The sequence below is a fragment of the Clostridium sp. LIBA-8553 genome (assembly GCF_057782465.1).
This window is the reverse complement of sequence record NZ_CM173489.1, coordinates 2544645-2558602: the sequence shown is the minus strand read 5'-3', so window position 1 is coordinate 2558602 and position 13958 is coordinate 2544645. Positions and strand designations below refer to the sequence as shown.

At 28.5% G+C, this 13958-nt stretch carries 14 protein-coding genes; all 14 read left to right on the top strand.

Features of this window, described 5'->3' with window-relative positions; all coding sequences use genetic code 11:
- The first annotated feature begins 1 nt into the window (after position 1).
- The 14 genes from xseA to AC2JAQ_RS11295 all read left to right on the top strand — a co-directional run bounded on the left by xseA (position 2) and on the right by AC2JAQ_RS11295 (position 13756).
- The gene (gene xseA, locus AC2JAQ_RS11360) at positions 2-1204 is read left to right on the top strand and encodes an exodeoxyribonuclease VII large subunit (RefSeq protein WP_488456547.1); all 1203 of its coding nucleotides are present in this window, start codon (positions 2-4) and stop codon (positions 1202-1204) included.
- Positions 1205-1215: 11 nt separating this feature from the next.
- Complete coding sequence (locus tag AC2JAQ_RS11355; protein WP_488456546.1) at positions 1216-1443, top strand: exodeoxyribonuclease VII small subunit; 228 nt, start codon at positions 1216-1218, stop codon at positions 1441-1443.
- The gene (locus AC2JAQ_RS11350; RefSeq protein WP_488456545.1) at positions 1433-2305 is read left to right on the top strand and encodes a polyprenyl synthetase family protein; all 873 of its coding nucleotides are present in this window, start codon (positions 1433-1435) and stop codon (positions 2303-2305) included. The genes AC2JAQ_RS11355 and AC2JAQ_RS11350 overlap by 11 nt, the downstream gene beginning before the upstream one ends.
- Positions 2306-2325: 20 nt before the next feature.
- Entirely contained in the window at positions 2326-4185 is a 1860-nt protein-coding gene (gene dxs / locus AC2JAQ_RS11345) for a 1-deoxy-D-xylulose-5-phosphate synthase (RefSeq protein WP_488456544.1), read from the top strand.
- Between the two features lie 11 nt (positions 4186-4196).
- On the top strand, positions 4197-5012 hold the full coding sequence (locus tag AC2JAQ_RS11340) for a TlyA family RNA methyltransferase (RefSeq protein WP_488456543.1): 816 nt from the start codon (positions 4197-4199) through the stop codon (positions 5010-5012).
- 85 nt (positions 5013-5097) lie between these two features.
- Positions 5098-5928, top strand: a complete 831-nt coding sequence (locus tag AC2JAQ_RS11335) for an NAD(+)/NADH kinase (RefSeq protein WP_488456542.1) — start codon at positions 5098-5100, stop codon at positions 5926-5928.
- Between the two features lie 22 nt (positions 5929-5950).
- The gene (locus AC2JAQ_RS11330; protein ID WP_423237631.1) at positions 5951-6403 is read left to right on the top strand and encodes an arginine repressor; all 453 of its coding nucleotides are present in this window, start codon (positions 5951-5953) and stop codon (positions 6401-6403) included.
- A 15-nt stretch (positions 6404-6418) separates the two neighbouring features.
- A complete protein-coding gene (recN, locus tag AC2JAQ_RS11325) occupies positions 6419-8116 on the top strand; it encodes a DNA repair protein RecN (RefSeq protein ID WP_488456541.1) in 1698 nt (565 codons plus the stop codon).
- Positions 8117-8335: 219 nt separating this feature from the next.
- The gene (spoIVB, locus tag AC2JAQ_RS11320; RefSeq protein ID WP_488456540.1) at positions 8336-9502 is read left to right on the top strand and encodes a SpoIVB peptidase; all 1167 of its coding nucleotides are present in this window, start codon (positions 8336-8338) and stop codon (positions 9500-9502) included.
- 170 nt (positions 9503-9672) lie between these two features.
- The gene (spo0A, locus tag AC2JAQ_RS11315; protein WP_488456539.1) at positions 9673-10503 is read left to right on the top strand and encodes a sporulation transcription factor Spo0A; all 831 of its coding nucleotides are present in this window, start codon (positions 9673-9675) and stop codon (positions 10501-10503) included.
- A gap of 216 nt (positions 10504-10719) precedes the next feature.
- The gene (locus AC2JAQ_RS11310; RefSeq protein WP_488456538.1) at positions 10720-11034 is read left to right on the top strand and encodes a hypothetical protein; all 315 of its coding nucleotides are present in this window, start codon (positions 10720-10722) and stop codon (positions 11032-11034) included.
- 72 nt (positions 11035-11106) lie between these two features.
- On the top strand, positions 11107-11637 hold the full coding sequence (locus AC2JAQ_RS11305) for an NUDIX hydrolase (RefSeq protein ID WP_488456537.1): 531 nt from the start codon (positions 11107-11109) through the stop codon (positions 11635-11637).
- 576 nt (positions 11638-12213) lie between these two features.
- Positions 12214-12834, top strand: coding sequence for a stage II sporulation protein M (gene spoIIM, locus AC2JAQ_RS11300; RefSeq protein ID WP_488456536.1), 621 nt, complete (start codon positions 12214-12216; stop codon positions 12832-12834).
- Between the two features lie 49 nt (positions 12835-12883).
- Positions 12884-13756: a site-specific tyrosine recombinase gene (locus AC2JAQ_RS11295; protein WP_488456535.1), complete on the top strand. Its 873-nt coding sequence runs from the start codon at positions 12884-12886 to the stop codon at positions 13754-13756.
- Positions 13757-13958: the final 202 nt, after the last annotated feature.

The window sequence follows — 13958 nt, the reverse complement described above, 5'->3', positions numbered from 1 at the left end:
AATGAAACTAAAGACATTATCTGTTGGTGAAGTTAATAACTATGTGAAAAAAATAGTTGAAAATGACTTTATATTAAAGAATCTTAATGTCAAAGGTGAAATATCTAATTTAAAATTCCATTCAAGTGGTCATATTTATTTTTCATTGAAAGATGAAAATAGCAAGATTAACTGCATTATGTTTAAAAATAATGCAGTTAATTTAGATTTTAGACTAGAAGAAGGAATGAAGGTTGAAATAAAGGCTAGATTAGGTGTTTATCATAAAGAAGGAACTTATCAGCTTTATTGTGAAAATATAAAAAAAGCTGGAATTGGAGAACTTTTTGAGGAGTTTCATAAATTAAAAAAAGAGCTTAGTGAAGAGGGTCTTTTTGATGAAAAATATAAAAGAGCCTTACCTAAGTATCCTAAAAGAATTGGAATGATCACAGCTAGGACTGGAGCTGCAGTAAGAGACATAATAAATGTCATACAAAGAAGAAATAAAGCTTTAGATATTGTATTATATCCAGCTAAAGTTCAAGGATTAAATGCAGCAGAGTCAATAATTGAGGGTATTAGATATTTTAATAATGAAAAATCAGTTGACGTTATAATATTAGGCAGAGGCGGAGGATCTATTGAAGAGCTTTGGGCTTTTAATAATAAAGAGTTAGCATATGAGATCTTTAATAGTAGAATACCTACTGTATCAGCTGTTGGTCATGAAGTAGATTTTACTATTAGTGATTTTGTAAGTGACATGAGAGCACCTACACCATCAGCAGCAGGAGAATTGGTTTCTCCATCATTACAGGAAATGATAAATGACTTATTAAATAAAAAAGAGTTCTTACAAAGAGCTGTAGATAGAAAATTTCTAAATTCAAAAAATAATGCGGATTTACTTTATAAAGGACTTAAAAGTAATAATCCTAAAAGCATAATTGAAAAGAGAATTAAAGAAGTCAATAGATTAGAAGAAAAACTTAATTTTTTAGGTAAAAGAAAAATTGATAAAGCTAAGGATGAGCTTGTTGCTTTAAATAGCATATTACAGACCTTAAATCCTTTAAATACCTTAGGAAGAGGATATTCAGTTATAATGGATAAAAATAGTAAGGTAATCAATGAAGTAAGTGAATTAAAAAAGAATAATATGGTAAAAGTGATAATGAAGGATGGTTCCGTTAATATAGATATAAAAATTATTAATGAGTAAGGAGCAGAGAGATGGCTAGAAAAGAAACTAATTATGAGAGTATGGTTAGTGAATTAAATGAAATCGTGAAGCAACTTGAAAATGGAGAATTGACTTTAGAAGAGTCCATAAAAAGTTATGAAAATGGCGTTAAAATAATAAATAAATTATATAAAAAACTTAACACTTTAGAAGGAAAAATAAAAGTTGTTGAGGATGAAAAAGAGGAAAACTTTGGAGGATACAGTAATGAATATTAGTAGCTTAAAAGAGGAAGTTGACCAGTCTTTAAAAGCTTATTTTGATAGAGAAAGAGAATACAACAAGGTTTTATATGATTCAATGGCATATAGTATTAATGTAGGAGGAAAAAGAGTTAGACCTATATTAATGATTTTAGCTTATTACATATATAAGAGTGATTATAAGAAGGTGTTATCACCTGCAATGGCAATTGAGATGATACATACTTATTCTTTAATACATGATGATTTACCATGCATGGATAATGATGACTTAAGAAGAGGAAAGCCAACAAATCACAAAGTCTTTGGAGAGGCTATTGCTGTTTTAGCAGGAGATGCTCTTTTAAATGAAGCTATGAAAGTTTTAGTGGATTATTCTTTAGAGGAAGGAAGAGATGCTTTAAGAGCAACTAAGATAATTTCCGATGCTGCTGGATCAGATGGGATGATTGGTGGTCAAATTGTTGATATAATAAATGAGGAAAAGGAAGAAATTTCTTTAGATGAATTAAATTACATGCACTTAAAGAAAACAGGAGAGCTTATAAAGGCTTCAATAATGGCTGGAGCAGTTTTAGCAGGGGCTTCAGATAAAGATATTAAAAAATTAGAGGAATTTGGATATAAACTAGGGTTAGCATTTCAGATAAAAGATGATATATTAGATGTAGTAGGGAATACAGAAGATTTAGGGAAGAATGTTCACAAAGACCAAGATTGTAATAAAAACAACTATATAACCATCTTTGGATTAGAAGAGTGCAAAGATAAGTGTGTGAACTTAACAGAGGAATGTATAGAGATATTAAGTTCAATAGAAGGACGTACAGAGCCTTTAAAGGCATTAACTATGATGCTTTTAGAGAGAAAATTTTAATAATGAAGGATTTGGTTTAGATGAGTGAAATTCTGCAGAGAATAACTGATCCTAAGGAAATAAAGGATTTAAATGAAAATGAATTAAATGTATTATCTCAGGAGTTAAGAGAGTTTTTAATAGAAAGTGTTTCAAATACTGGAGGACATTTAGCTTCAAATTTAGGGGTGGTTGATTTAACAGTAGCGCTTTTTAAAAACTTTGATTTTAGTGAAGATAGAATAATATGGGACGTTGGTCATCAATCTTATGCATATAAGATTTTAACTGGAAGAAAAGATGAATTTAATACTTTAAGACAGTATGGAGGATTATGTGGATTTCCAAAAAGAGTGGAGAGTTCATATGATTTCTTTGCTACAGGACATAGTAGTACATCATTATCTTCAGCAGCAGGTATGGCTAGAGCGCAGAGGATACTTGGAAAAGATAATCAGGTTATCGCTGTAATTGGTGATGGTGCATTAACTGGAGGTATGGCCTTAGAAGCATTAAATGATATTGGATATAGAAAAGATAATCTTATAATCATATTAAATGACAATCAAATGTCCATATGTAAAAACGTTGGTGGTCTTGCAACATACTTAAATAAGCTTAGAATGGGAGACAGTTATAACAAATTAAAATCAGATATAGGTTCTACTTTGGATACTACTTCCTTTGGAAAGCGTGTAAAACAAACTCTTTCTAGATTAAAGAATGGAGTTAAAAAGTTTGTTGTACCAAGCATGTACTTTGAAGATATTGGCTTAAAATATTTTGGGCCTGTAGATGGACATAATATTACTGAATTAAATGAAGTTTTAAGGATAGCTAAGAAGAGAAAGGGACCAGTTATAATACATACTGTAACTAAAAAGGGAAAAGGCTATGAGTTAGCAGAAAAAAATCCAAATAAGTATCATGGAGTATCTCCTTTTGATTTAGAAGAAGGTGTGATTTCTAAATTCGCAAGCAGAAATTATTCATCTACATTTGGAGAGGAAATGATTAAGCTAGCTAAAAATGATGAAAAAGTTGTAGCAATTACTGCAGCAATGCCAGATGGAACAGGACTTAAGGAATTTAGAGAAGAATTTCCTGAAAGATTTTTTGATGTTGGAATAGCAGAGCAACATGCTGTTACTTTAGCAGCAGGAATGGCAGCAGAGGGATTAAAGCCTTTCTTTGCAGTTTACTCAACATTTTTACAAAGAGCTTATGACCAAGTTTTACACGATGTGTGCATACAAAAGTTACCTGTTACTCTTTGTTTAGATAGAGCAGGGCTTGTTGGAGAAGATGGAGAAACGCATCAAGGTATCTTTGATATTTCATTCTTATCTCCAATACCGAATATGACTATTGTGGCACCTAAGTGTCTAGATGAGATGGAAGTTATGTTAAAGTGGGCAAGCGAATTTAATGCCCCTCTAGCTATACGATATCCTAGAGGTGGAGATATGGATATTTCTTTAACACCTTTAAGCAAAATAGAGTATGGTAAGTGGGAAAAGATACAAGATGGAGAAAAAATAGCTGTAGTAGCTACTGGAAAAATGGTTCAACATGCTATGTTAGCTGCGCAAAAGTTAAAAGAAGAAAAGAACGTAGATATTTCAATAATAAATGCAACATTTATAAAGCCTATGGATAAAGAACTTTTAAAATCTTTATCAGAGAATGGATTTAAAATTGTAACCATTGAAGATAATATTAAAAAAGGTGGTTTCGGAGAAAGTGTTCTAGAATATTTAAATGAAATTGGACATGAAGGAAAAGTTATAACTTTAGCATTCAATGATAAATTTATAGAACATGGTAAGCCTGATATTTTATATAAAATTAATGGATTAGATGCAGAAGGAATAAAAAACACGTTGATTGAATTACTTTAAAGGAGAACATTATGGCAGATAAAAAAGAGAAAAAAGAAAGACTTGACGTACTTCTTGTTGAGCAAGGTATTGCTGAGTCAAGGGAAAAAGCTAAAAGATATATAATGGCAGGAATGGTATTTATAGGTGAGAAGAGAGTTGATAAGGCTGGAGAAAAAGTTCCTGTAAGCTCAAACATCATATTTAGAGGAGAAAAGTTACCTTTCGTTAGTAGAGGAGGATTTAAACTTGATAAGGCAGTTAAATCCTTTGGAATAGATCTTAAAGGAAAAAGATGCTTAGATATTGGAGCATCAACTGGAGGATTTACTGACTGTATGCTTCAAAATGATGCTGTTAAAGTATTTTCAATTGATGTTGGATATGGACAGTTCGCTTGGAAACTTAGAGTGGATCCAAGAGTTGTGTGTATGGAAAGAACTAATGTAAGATATGTAACTCCAGAGCAAATAGGAGAACCATGTGATTTTGCATCAATAGATGTATCATTCATATCATTAACAACTGTTTTACCAGCTGTAATTAATCTTTTAAAAGAAGATGGAGAAGTTATGGCACTTATTAAACCTCAGTTTGAAGCAGGAAGAGAAAAGGTAGGTAAAAAAGGTGTTGTAAGAGAAGCTTCTACACATAAGGAAGTAATTAAGAAAATTGTTGACTTTGCTTTATCTCATAATATGAACATATTAGGACTTGATTTCTCTCCTATAAAAGGACCAGAGGGAAACATAGAGTATTTAATATACTTAAAGAAAACTAACAGTGTAGAAGAATTTGATTATAATATTATAGATGAAGTAGTTGATAAATCTCACAGTGATTTATAAAAATAAGTTATTATATATTAAATTTTGGTTTTATAATTGCTTTAAATAAATTACATAGTGAATGTAAAGGTGTGGTTTTTGGGGCATGAAAAATATAGGAATTATAATTAATAAGCAAAAAGATAAAGAAAATAGAATTTTAGATTTAGTTACGTTTAAAGTTGAGGAATACCTAAAACCGGATAAGGTTTGGGTTATAGATCAGTTTTATAGTGGCAACTATGAAGAATTAAGAATTTTAGATCTTTTAATAGTTCTGGGTGGAGATGGAACGCTTTTAGGAGTGGCTAGAAAGTTTTCAACAGTTATAGATACTCCAATTTTAGGAATTAACATTGGAAATTTAGGATTTTTAGTTACAGCTGAAATAAGTGAATTAGAAGAGGCTTTATATAGAATAAAAATTGGCGATTACAAAGTAGAAGAAAGAATGTTGCTTTCTTGTACAATAGAAGGTGCAACTTTCTCAGAAGATAGAGCTTTAAATGATATTGTTGTTGCTAGGGGTACTTTGTCTAGAATGGCACAATATGAGGTGTTTATAAATGATGAATTTTATGCTACCTTTAAAGGAGATGGAGTTATAATTTCTACTCCAGTAGGGTCAACAGCATATTCTTTTTCAGCTGGAGGACCTCTTATAATGCCAGATTTACAAATAGTATCAATAGTTCCTATATGTCCACATACACCAAATTCAAGACCTATGATAATAGACGGAAATAATACAGTAAGAGTTAAACCTCTCATTAATGAATCAGATGTCTTTGTTACAATAGATGGACAAAAAGCTTTAAAGTTAGAAAAACATAATGAAGTTTTAATAAAAAAAGCAAAAGAATTTTTTAGAATAATTTCTTTTGATAACAAGAGCTATTTTAAGGTTCTAAGGAAAAAATTGTTTAAGATAGAATAAATAAGATGAAGGTGAGTTGGAAATGAAATCTAAGAGACATTCTAAGATAATTGAAATTATAAAGTCAACAGCGATAGAAACTCAAGAAGAGTTGGCGGAAGAATTAAAAAAAGCTGGTTTTGATGTTACTCAAGCCACAGTATCTAGAGATATAAAAAACTTAAAGCTTGTTAAAAAACAAGATAATAAAGGACATTATAGATACACTATAATAGAAGAAGAAAAAAATGAAATCAATGATAGATTAAGTAATATATTAGCCAACACTGTAACTTCAGCAGAAAATGTTGATAAGATGGTTATTGTTAAAACACTTTCAGGATCAGCGCCAGCTGCTGCAGAGGCTATAGATACACTTCATTTAGGAGAGATTGCAGGAACTATAGCTGGTGATAATACAATATTTATATTAGTTAGAAGCCTAGAAAAAGCAGAAACTCTAGTTGCTAGAATACTAGAAATGATAGAAGGGTAATTAAGGAGGAAAAGAATGCTTTTACAATTAACTATAAATAACTTTGCTTTAATAGAAAAAGCATCTTTAGACTTTAAAGAAGGATTTACTATTTTATCAGGAGAAACTGGAGCAGGTAAGTCTATACTTATAGATGCTATAAATTATGTTCAAGGAAGTAAGTTTAACAAGGACTTAATTAGAACTGGAGAAGAAAAGACTTTTGTAGAGGCTATATTTTCTATAGATGATAATGAGAGGTTAAAAGAAGTTCTAGATGAACTAGAAATAGAATATGATGATACACTAATAATTTCCAGAGAAACTTTCACTAATGGTAGAAGCAATATAAAAGTAAATGGAAGGAGCATAATAGTAACTACTTTAAAAAGAATTAGTAGTACGCTCCTAGATATTCATGGTCAACATAATAATCAAAATTTATTAAATAAAGAAAATCATATAATATATTTAGATGATTTCGGAGATGATAAATTAATTGAAGATTTAAAGGAATATAGCGAAAAATTTTCAGAGCTTAAAGAAATTGAGAGACAAATAAGTGAATTAAGTAATGAAGGTAAAGATGAAAAACTTTTAAATTATTTAGAATATCAATTAAATGAAATTGAAGAGGCTAAACTAAAAAAAGGGGAAGAGGAAGAATTAACTGAAAGATTTAATGTTTTATCTAATGCAGAAAAAATAAAAAATTCATTAGGGATCTCCTATAACCTTTTAAATGGAGCTGAGAATAGTGTCTTAGATTCTTTATCAGTAGTAAATAGAGAGCTTTCAAATGTTGAAGAACATTTAGAAAAAATAAAAAACATAAATTCTAAGATGACGGAAATGTATTATGAAATACAAGAGATGGCAAGGGAGCTTAGAGATATATGTGATGAAAGTGTCTATGATGGTAATGAGTTAGAAGAGATAAATAGCCGTTTGTTTAAAATAGCTGCTTTAAAGAAGAAATATGGAAATAGTATAGATGAGATATTAGAGTATAAAAAGAATATTTCATCTCAAATAAATAATATTAAAAATTCAGAAAAAATAATAGAAGAACTTTTACATAATAAAAGAAAAGTTGAAAGTGTCTTAGATGAAATAGCAAGTAGAATCCATGCAAAAAGAGAAGAACTTGCTAAAGTATTAGAAGAGAATATTCACAAGGAATTGGCCTATGTTGGATTAGGCAAATGTAGGTTTGAAGTTCTTATTGAAGAGGATGAAAATTTTAATTTCAAAGGAAAGGACAAGGTTCAGTTTCTTATATCAACAAACCCAGGTGAACCTTTAAAACCTATGGAAAGAATAGTTTCTGGTGGTGAGCTTTCAAGAATAATGTTAGCTTTAAAGGCTGTATTCATTGATAAGGATAAAATTCCTACTGTTATATTTGATGAAATTGATACAGGTATAAGTGGAAGAGTAGCTCAGTCTGTTGGAGAAAAGATGTATGAAATATCAACAAAGCATCAAGTTTTTTGTATAACACATCTTCCTCAAATAGCAAGTATGTCTGATAATCATTATATGGTTAGAAAGAATGTTATAGATAATAAAACTTTTTCAAAGGTTGAACCTATAAGTTATGAACAAAAAATTGAAGAAGTTGGTAAAATGCTAGGTGGTGTTGAGATGACAAGCAATACATTACTTAGTGCCAAAGAAATGATAGAATTAGCAAATACAAAAAAAGAAACAATTAAGACTTTTCATACATAATAATGTGGTTTTTAATACAAAATAGAACTGTTAAACAGTTCTATTTTTTTTTAATTTTAAAACTATTATGAGAATTTTAGTATATAATATGAGAATTTTAACATATAATATGAGATTTTTAGTATATTTTAATTTGATTTGGCTACAATAACAAAGTTAATACAGGATATTATGATTTTGAAAGGGGCAAATTAAGAATAGAAAAGGAGGAGATAGTTAATGAAAAATATCAATAAAAGAATAAAAAGTATATTAATAATGATGATTTCTTTAATAGTGCTTTTATCCTCTGTGTTATTTGCAAGGGATTATTGTGGAAATAATAATGTTTTTGCAAGTAGTAATTTCTATTCTTTAAATTCTAAAACTAATAGTAAAGATGAAAAGTTTAAGAACAGATATGGCGTAGCTCTAGTAAATAATGAAAAAGAAAAAAAAGATATAGAGCTATGTGCTGGAGGAAACTCAGTTGGTGTAAGGGTGTCTACAGATGGTGTATTAGCAGTAGGTTATTCAGATTTAACAACATCTAATGGAGAGGTATCAAGTCCAGCTCAAAATGGTGGTATACAAATTGGCGATAGACTTTTATGTGTAAATGGAAAGAAAATAAAGAATTCAAAAGATTTATCTAAAAAAATCAATGAAAGTAAGTCAGAAAATGTTCAAATATTATTAGAAAGAAATGGTGAAGAAATAACTAAGAATATAAATTTAACAAAAAATCAAGATGGAGATTATAAAATAGGTCTTTGGGTTAGAGATTCTACTGCTGGTGTAGGTACACTTACTTTCTATGATAGGGAAAGTGGAAAATATGGTGCAATAGGTCATCCAATAACAGATAGTGAAACAGATAAAATTCTATCAATTAAAAACGGAGATCTTTTAAATTCATCAATAATAAGCGTAAAAAAAGGCGTAAAAGGTAATCCAGGTGAATTGAGAGGAATTTTTTCTAATGAGAAAACACCTATAGGAGATGTTACAGGAAATACTCAGTGTGGAATATTTGGTAGTATAAATAAAGAAACTTCTAAAAATATTAACAATAAGACTTATAGAGTTGGATGGAGAGATGAAATTCAACCAGGACCAGCTCAAATAATTACAACTATAGATGAAGAAGGACCAAAATTATATGATATTGAAATAGTTAAACTTAATAAACAAGATACTATTAGTACTAAAAGTATGGTTATAAAAGTTACTGATGAAAGACTTTTAGAGAAAACTGGTGGAATTGTTCAAGGTATGAGTGGAAGTCCAATTATACAAAATGATAAAATAATTGGTGCTGTAACACATGTTTTAGTTAACAAACCAGAGATTGGTTATGGAATATATATAGAATGGATGTTAAGAGATGCTCAAATTATAAAATAGAAAATAAGTGAGATTAATGTAAATATGTGTTATAATAAATACTAGGAAATTAATTGAATTTTTTAGTATTTATTTTTTTTTAAAAGGAAATAAATAAGTTTTGTCGAATATAATTAAGGGGTAATAATGTAAAAAAATGGATAAAGCAAATTATTTAAGGAGAGGGAAGCATGAAAGAATCAAAAATATCTGTATTAATTGCTGATGATAACAAAGAATTCTGTAACATTTTAAATGACTATTTATTAAGTCAAAGAGATATTGTTGTTACAGGAATAGCAAAAGATGGATTAGAAGCTTTAAAACTTATAGAAGAAAAACAACCAGATTTGGTTGTATTAGATATAATTATGCCACATTTAGATGGATTAGGAGTACTTGAGAGAATAAATTCTTTAGGTTTAGAAAAAGAACCAAGAGTAATAGTATTATCTGCTGTTGGACAAGATAAGATAACTCAGAGAGCTATAACTTTAGGAGCTGATTATTACGTTGTTAAACCATTTGATATGGATGTATTTACAGAAAGAATAAGACAAATGTTTAATAGCACAATCTCAGAAGAAGTTTCTACAAATAAGCCAACAATGAGTGTTGTTGAAGGAATAAAAAATGAAGATCTAGCTTCAGAAGATAATAAGGAGCCTATGGATTTAGAAGTTGAGATAACTAGCATAATCCATGAAATAGGAGTTCCAGCTCATATAAAAGGATATATGTATTTAAGAGAAGCTATAACTATGGTTGTTAATGATATGGAATTATTATCAGCTATAACTAAGGAATTATATCCTTCAATAGCAAAGAAATACAATACTACTGCAAGTAGGGTTGAAAGAGCAATAAGACATGCTATAGAGGTTGCTTGGGGAAGAGGCCAAATAGATGCTATAAATAAAATATTTGGACATACTATTCACAATGATAAGGGCAAACCAACAAACTCAGAATTTATAGCTATGGTTGCAGATAAATTAAGACTTAAAAATAAAGTATCATAATATAAAAAATTTATTAGAATTAACTTTAATATAAATATAGTTTCTATGTTTATATTCAGAGAAAAAGCACTTTTTATCAGCTAAGTTCTTGCGTGGTAAAAAGTGCTTTTTTGTAGAAATAACAAGTATTCATATTAAATAATCCTAAATTACTTTTTGATTAAGATATATTCTTGATTAAAAATAAATTTTATGCATAGATAGGAGGGGATTAATATGAGAAAAGCTTTATATATAGAAGGTGTTGAAAAGACAATTATATTAGCTAATTGTATAACTAAATCACAATATGAAAAAATATATAAGGGTAATTTATTTTGTCCCATAGATGGATGTAATGCAAAGCTTGGCTTTAGAGAAGTTAAGAAACAGAGAGATGGAAAATATTTTTATACATTGCCAAGAAATAAACATATTGAAGGATGTCCTAATAGGATTATGAGAAAAAGGAAAAGGCTAAGAAGAATAAGTATTAGAAATGATAATACTACGAAGAGTGATTTTTCTCAATTGTCATTTAAGGATTTATAATTTTAAAAAATAAAATTTATAGCATTTTAAAATATAGCAATAATTTAAAATATTTATAATAAGGTGAGAATTATGGATTTATACGAAAAAACTTTAAGTGAAGAAAGTGTATTTAAATGTTCCTTTATGGAGCTTGTTAAACAGCAAGTAAAATTACCTGATGGTAATGAAGTTGAAAGAGATATCGTTAAACACTCACATGGTGTTTGTGTTATTGCATTTAATGAGAATGAAAATATTCTTATGGTAGAACAGTTTAGAAAGCCCTTTGATAGAGTATTTTTAGAATTACCAGCAGGAAAGGTTGATGAAGGAGAAAACTTAGAAGAGGCAGCCTTAAGAGAGCTTAAAGAAGAAACAGGATATTCAACTAATAAGGTAACATACTTAGGAAAAATAGCTCCATCACCAGGATTTTGTGATGAAGTAGTTCACTTATATAAAGCCCATGAGCTTAAAAAAGGACAAACAAACTTTGATGATGATGAATTTTTAAACTTAAAGGAATATTCCTTAGAAGAAGTAAAAAGAATGATTATAGATGGAAAAATAACTGATGCTAAAACAATAGCATGCTTATTTTTCTATGAAAATATAAAATAATAAGAAATAAGAACTAAAGTATTTAAATTTACTTTAGTTCTTATTTTTTTTAGAATTTATTCTTTGATAAAGTAATTAAAATCTAAAAAAAGACCAATTAAAACTAGTGCTAAGCCAATTAGCATAAAGGAAAAAGTTTTTATTAGTTCAAAAGTTTCACTATAGCCACTATAGAAAAAATCATAAATATTATTGCTAAAAAGTATAGTTAGGATGCCAATAGTTATGAAACATAATCTTTTTTTCAATATAAATAACCCCTATTAAATCTTATATTAAAATATACAGGCTAAATTAAAAATATATTCTACTAAAATAATTAGTTAGAATATTTTAAGTTACAGAATATCAAGATTTCAGAGTGGTATAAAACTTTATAAACATTAAAAATTTAATAAGTTAAAAGCTAGAGAAAATATGAAGAGAACATTTAATTCATGAAATATTTTCATTAGCTTTTTTACAAAAGGTTTTAATAAATATAGAGCTAAAAATAAATTTTAAAAAGTACGTATCTTTTTATTATGTTAATCATATTCTTTAATAAATAGCTTAATGGAAGGGGAGAGCAGATTTATGAGAATGTTTTTAAATGGACTTATGGAGTCCTTAAAGGAAAATAAAATCACTTTTTTATGGGTACTTTTATTCTTTTTAGTTGGTATAGTTTTAGGCTCTTATACAGTTTACTATATGAGTGATTTTAATAGGGTTGAGATTACTAATTATTTTAATAACTTCTTAGGGTTCTTAAATGGAAATTCTGTGGCTTATACAAGTATTCTTGTTGATAGTATTAAGAATGTTTTACCAATGGTAGTAATAATAATTTTATTAGGTTATACAGCTGTAGGAATTCCTGTAATTCTTATGATGGATTTAGCAAAAGGTTATGTTATTGGGTTTACATTTTCTTTAATAGTTAGCATCTTAGGAGGCAAAGGACTTATGTTAGTATTGTCAGGTTTAATGCTTCAAAATTTAATTTTTATTCCGATAATAATGTTAATTAGTATTTTAGCAATAAAACATTCTATGACTAAACTTAAAATGGGAGCATCTAGGGAAAGGATGAAACTTGATATTAGCAAGGCATATTTAAACTTTCAAGGGCTTTTGAGTCTATTTATCATATCAGGAATATTAATTGAAACATATATCTCACCTAATTTAATAAGATTAGTAATTAGTAGGTGATTTCTGTAATATAAATAATTATGTAATAACATTTTGGTTAGGAGTTAATATGAAAGATTTAGTAAGCAAATACGAAGTATATCTAGAATCAATAGGAAAGAGAAAGAATACCGTAAGTGCATACATTACAGATGTCTCTATGTATTTAGATTTTGTAGAGGAAAAAGGGCTTAAGGTAGATGAGGATGGATATCCTTTGATATCTTATGTACAACATCTAAAAGAGAGCCACAAGTCTCCATCATCAATCCAAAGAACTATCATATCTTTAAGAAATTTTTATAATTTCTTAGTAGCAGAAGAATTTTTAAAAAAGGTTCCAAATTTAACTATGAAAAAGGAAAGAATTGAAAAGAAAAAGCCTTTAGTTCTTACTGTTGAAGAGATAAACAAAATTATGAATTCCACTAATGTTTTAACAGAAAAAGGAATAAGAGATAAAGCTTTATTAGAACTTATGTACGCAACTGGCATGAAAGTTTCAGAGCTTATATCTTTAAGAGTTGAAGATGTTAATTTGGATGCATCTTTTGTAAATTGTAGAGATAGTAGAGGATATGAGAGACTTATACCAATAGGAAAGGCAGCCAAGGAATCTCTTAAAAGATATATAGTTGTTAGAGAGGATAATTCAAAAGGATCAGACAAGCTTTTCTTAAATATGAGTGGAGAGCCTATAACTAGGCAAGGAGTCTGGAGAATTGTTAAGGAATATGCCATAATTGCAAATATTGGTAAGGATGTTAATTTAAATACATTTAGACATTCTTTTGCGGTGCACTTATTACAAAATGGAGCTAATGCTAAAGTAGTACAAGAATTACTTGGAAATCAAGTAATGACTTATATAGATATGTACTATGATATTATAAATAATGAAAAAATTAATAATATATATAGAAAGGCTCATCCTAGAGCATAAAAAATTAAAGTAGTTATCTATTATAGATAACTGCTTTAATTTTTGGATAAGTATTTTATTATATATACATTATTCTTAATTACAAAAATGTAAGAGTAATGTAATGGAAATAAATATTAAAATCTTCACTTTGAGTTTATAATGAATTTAATGATTAAGATAAATGCTTTAAAAAAGAATTGTTAAAGGAGTGCGAAGAGTT

Excerpts from the sequence above, each read along its gene's own strand:
- AC2JAQ_RS11350 (WP_488456545.1), top strand. The coding sequence starts at position 1,433 with ATGAATATTAGTAGCTTAAAAGAGGAAGTTGACCAGTCTTTAAAAGCT.
- AC2JAQ_RS11335 (WP_488456542.1), top strand. The coding sequence starts at position 5,098 with ATGAAAAATATAGGAATTATAATTAATAAGCAAAAAGATAAAGAAAAT.
- AC2JAQ_RS11330 (WP_423237631.1), top strand. The coding sequence starts at position 5,951 with ATGAAATCTAAGAGACATTCTAAGATAATTGAAATTATAAAGTCAACA.
- spoIIM (WP_488456536.1), top strand. The coding sequence starts at position 12,214 with ATGAGAATGTTTTTAAATGGACTTATGGAGTCCTTAAAGGAAAATAAA.
- AC2JAQ_RS11310 (WP_488456538.1), top strand. The coding sequence starts at position 10,720 with ATGAGAAAAGCTTTATATATAGAAGGTGTTGAAAAGACAATTATATTA.
- spoIVB (WP_488456540.1), top strand. The coding sequence starts at position 8,336 with ATGAAAAATATCAATAAAAGAATAAAAAGTATATTAATAATGATGATT.
- xseA (WP_488456547.1), top strand. The coding sequence starts at position 2 with ATGAAACTAAAGACATTATCTGTTGGTGAAGTTAATAACTATGTGAAA.
- AC2JAQ_RS11295 (WP_488456535.1), top strand. The coding sequence starts at position 12,884 with ATGAAAGATTTAGTAAGCAAATACGAAGTATATCTAGAATCAATAGGA.
- AC2JAQ_RS11305 (WP_488456537.1), top strand. The coding sequence starts at position 11,107 with ATGGATTTATACGAAAAAACTTTAAGTGAAGAAAGTGTATTTAAATGT.
- AC2JAQ_RS11355 (WP_488456546.1), top strand. The coding sequence starts at position 1,216 with ATGGCTAGAAAAGAAACTAATTATGAGAGTATGGTTAGTGAATTAAAT.
- recN (WP_488456541.1), top strand. The coding sequence starts at position 6,419 with ATGCTTTTACAATTAACTATAAATAACTTTGCTTTAATAGAAAAAGCA.
- spo0A (WP_488456539.1), top strand. The coding sequence starts at position 9,673 with ATGAAAGAATCAAAAATATCTGTATTAATTGCTGATGATAACAAAGAA.
- AC2JAQ_RS11340 (WP_488456543.1), top strand. The coding sequence starts at position 4,197 with ATGGCAGATAAAAAAGAGAAAAAAGAAAGACTTGACGTACTTCTTGTT.
- dxs (WP_488456544.1), top strand. The coding sequence starts at position 2,326 with ATGAGTGAAATTCTGCAGAGAATAACTGATCCTAAGGAAATAAAGGAT.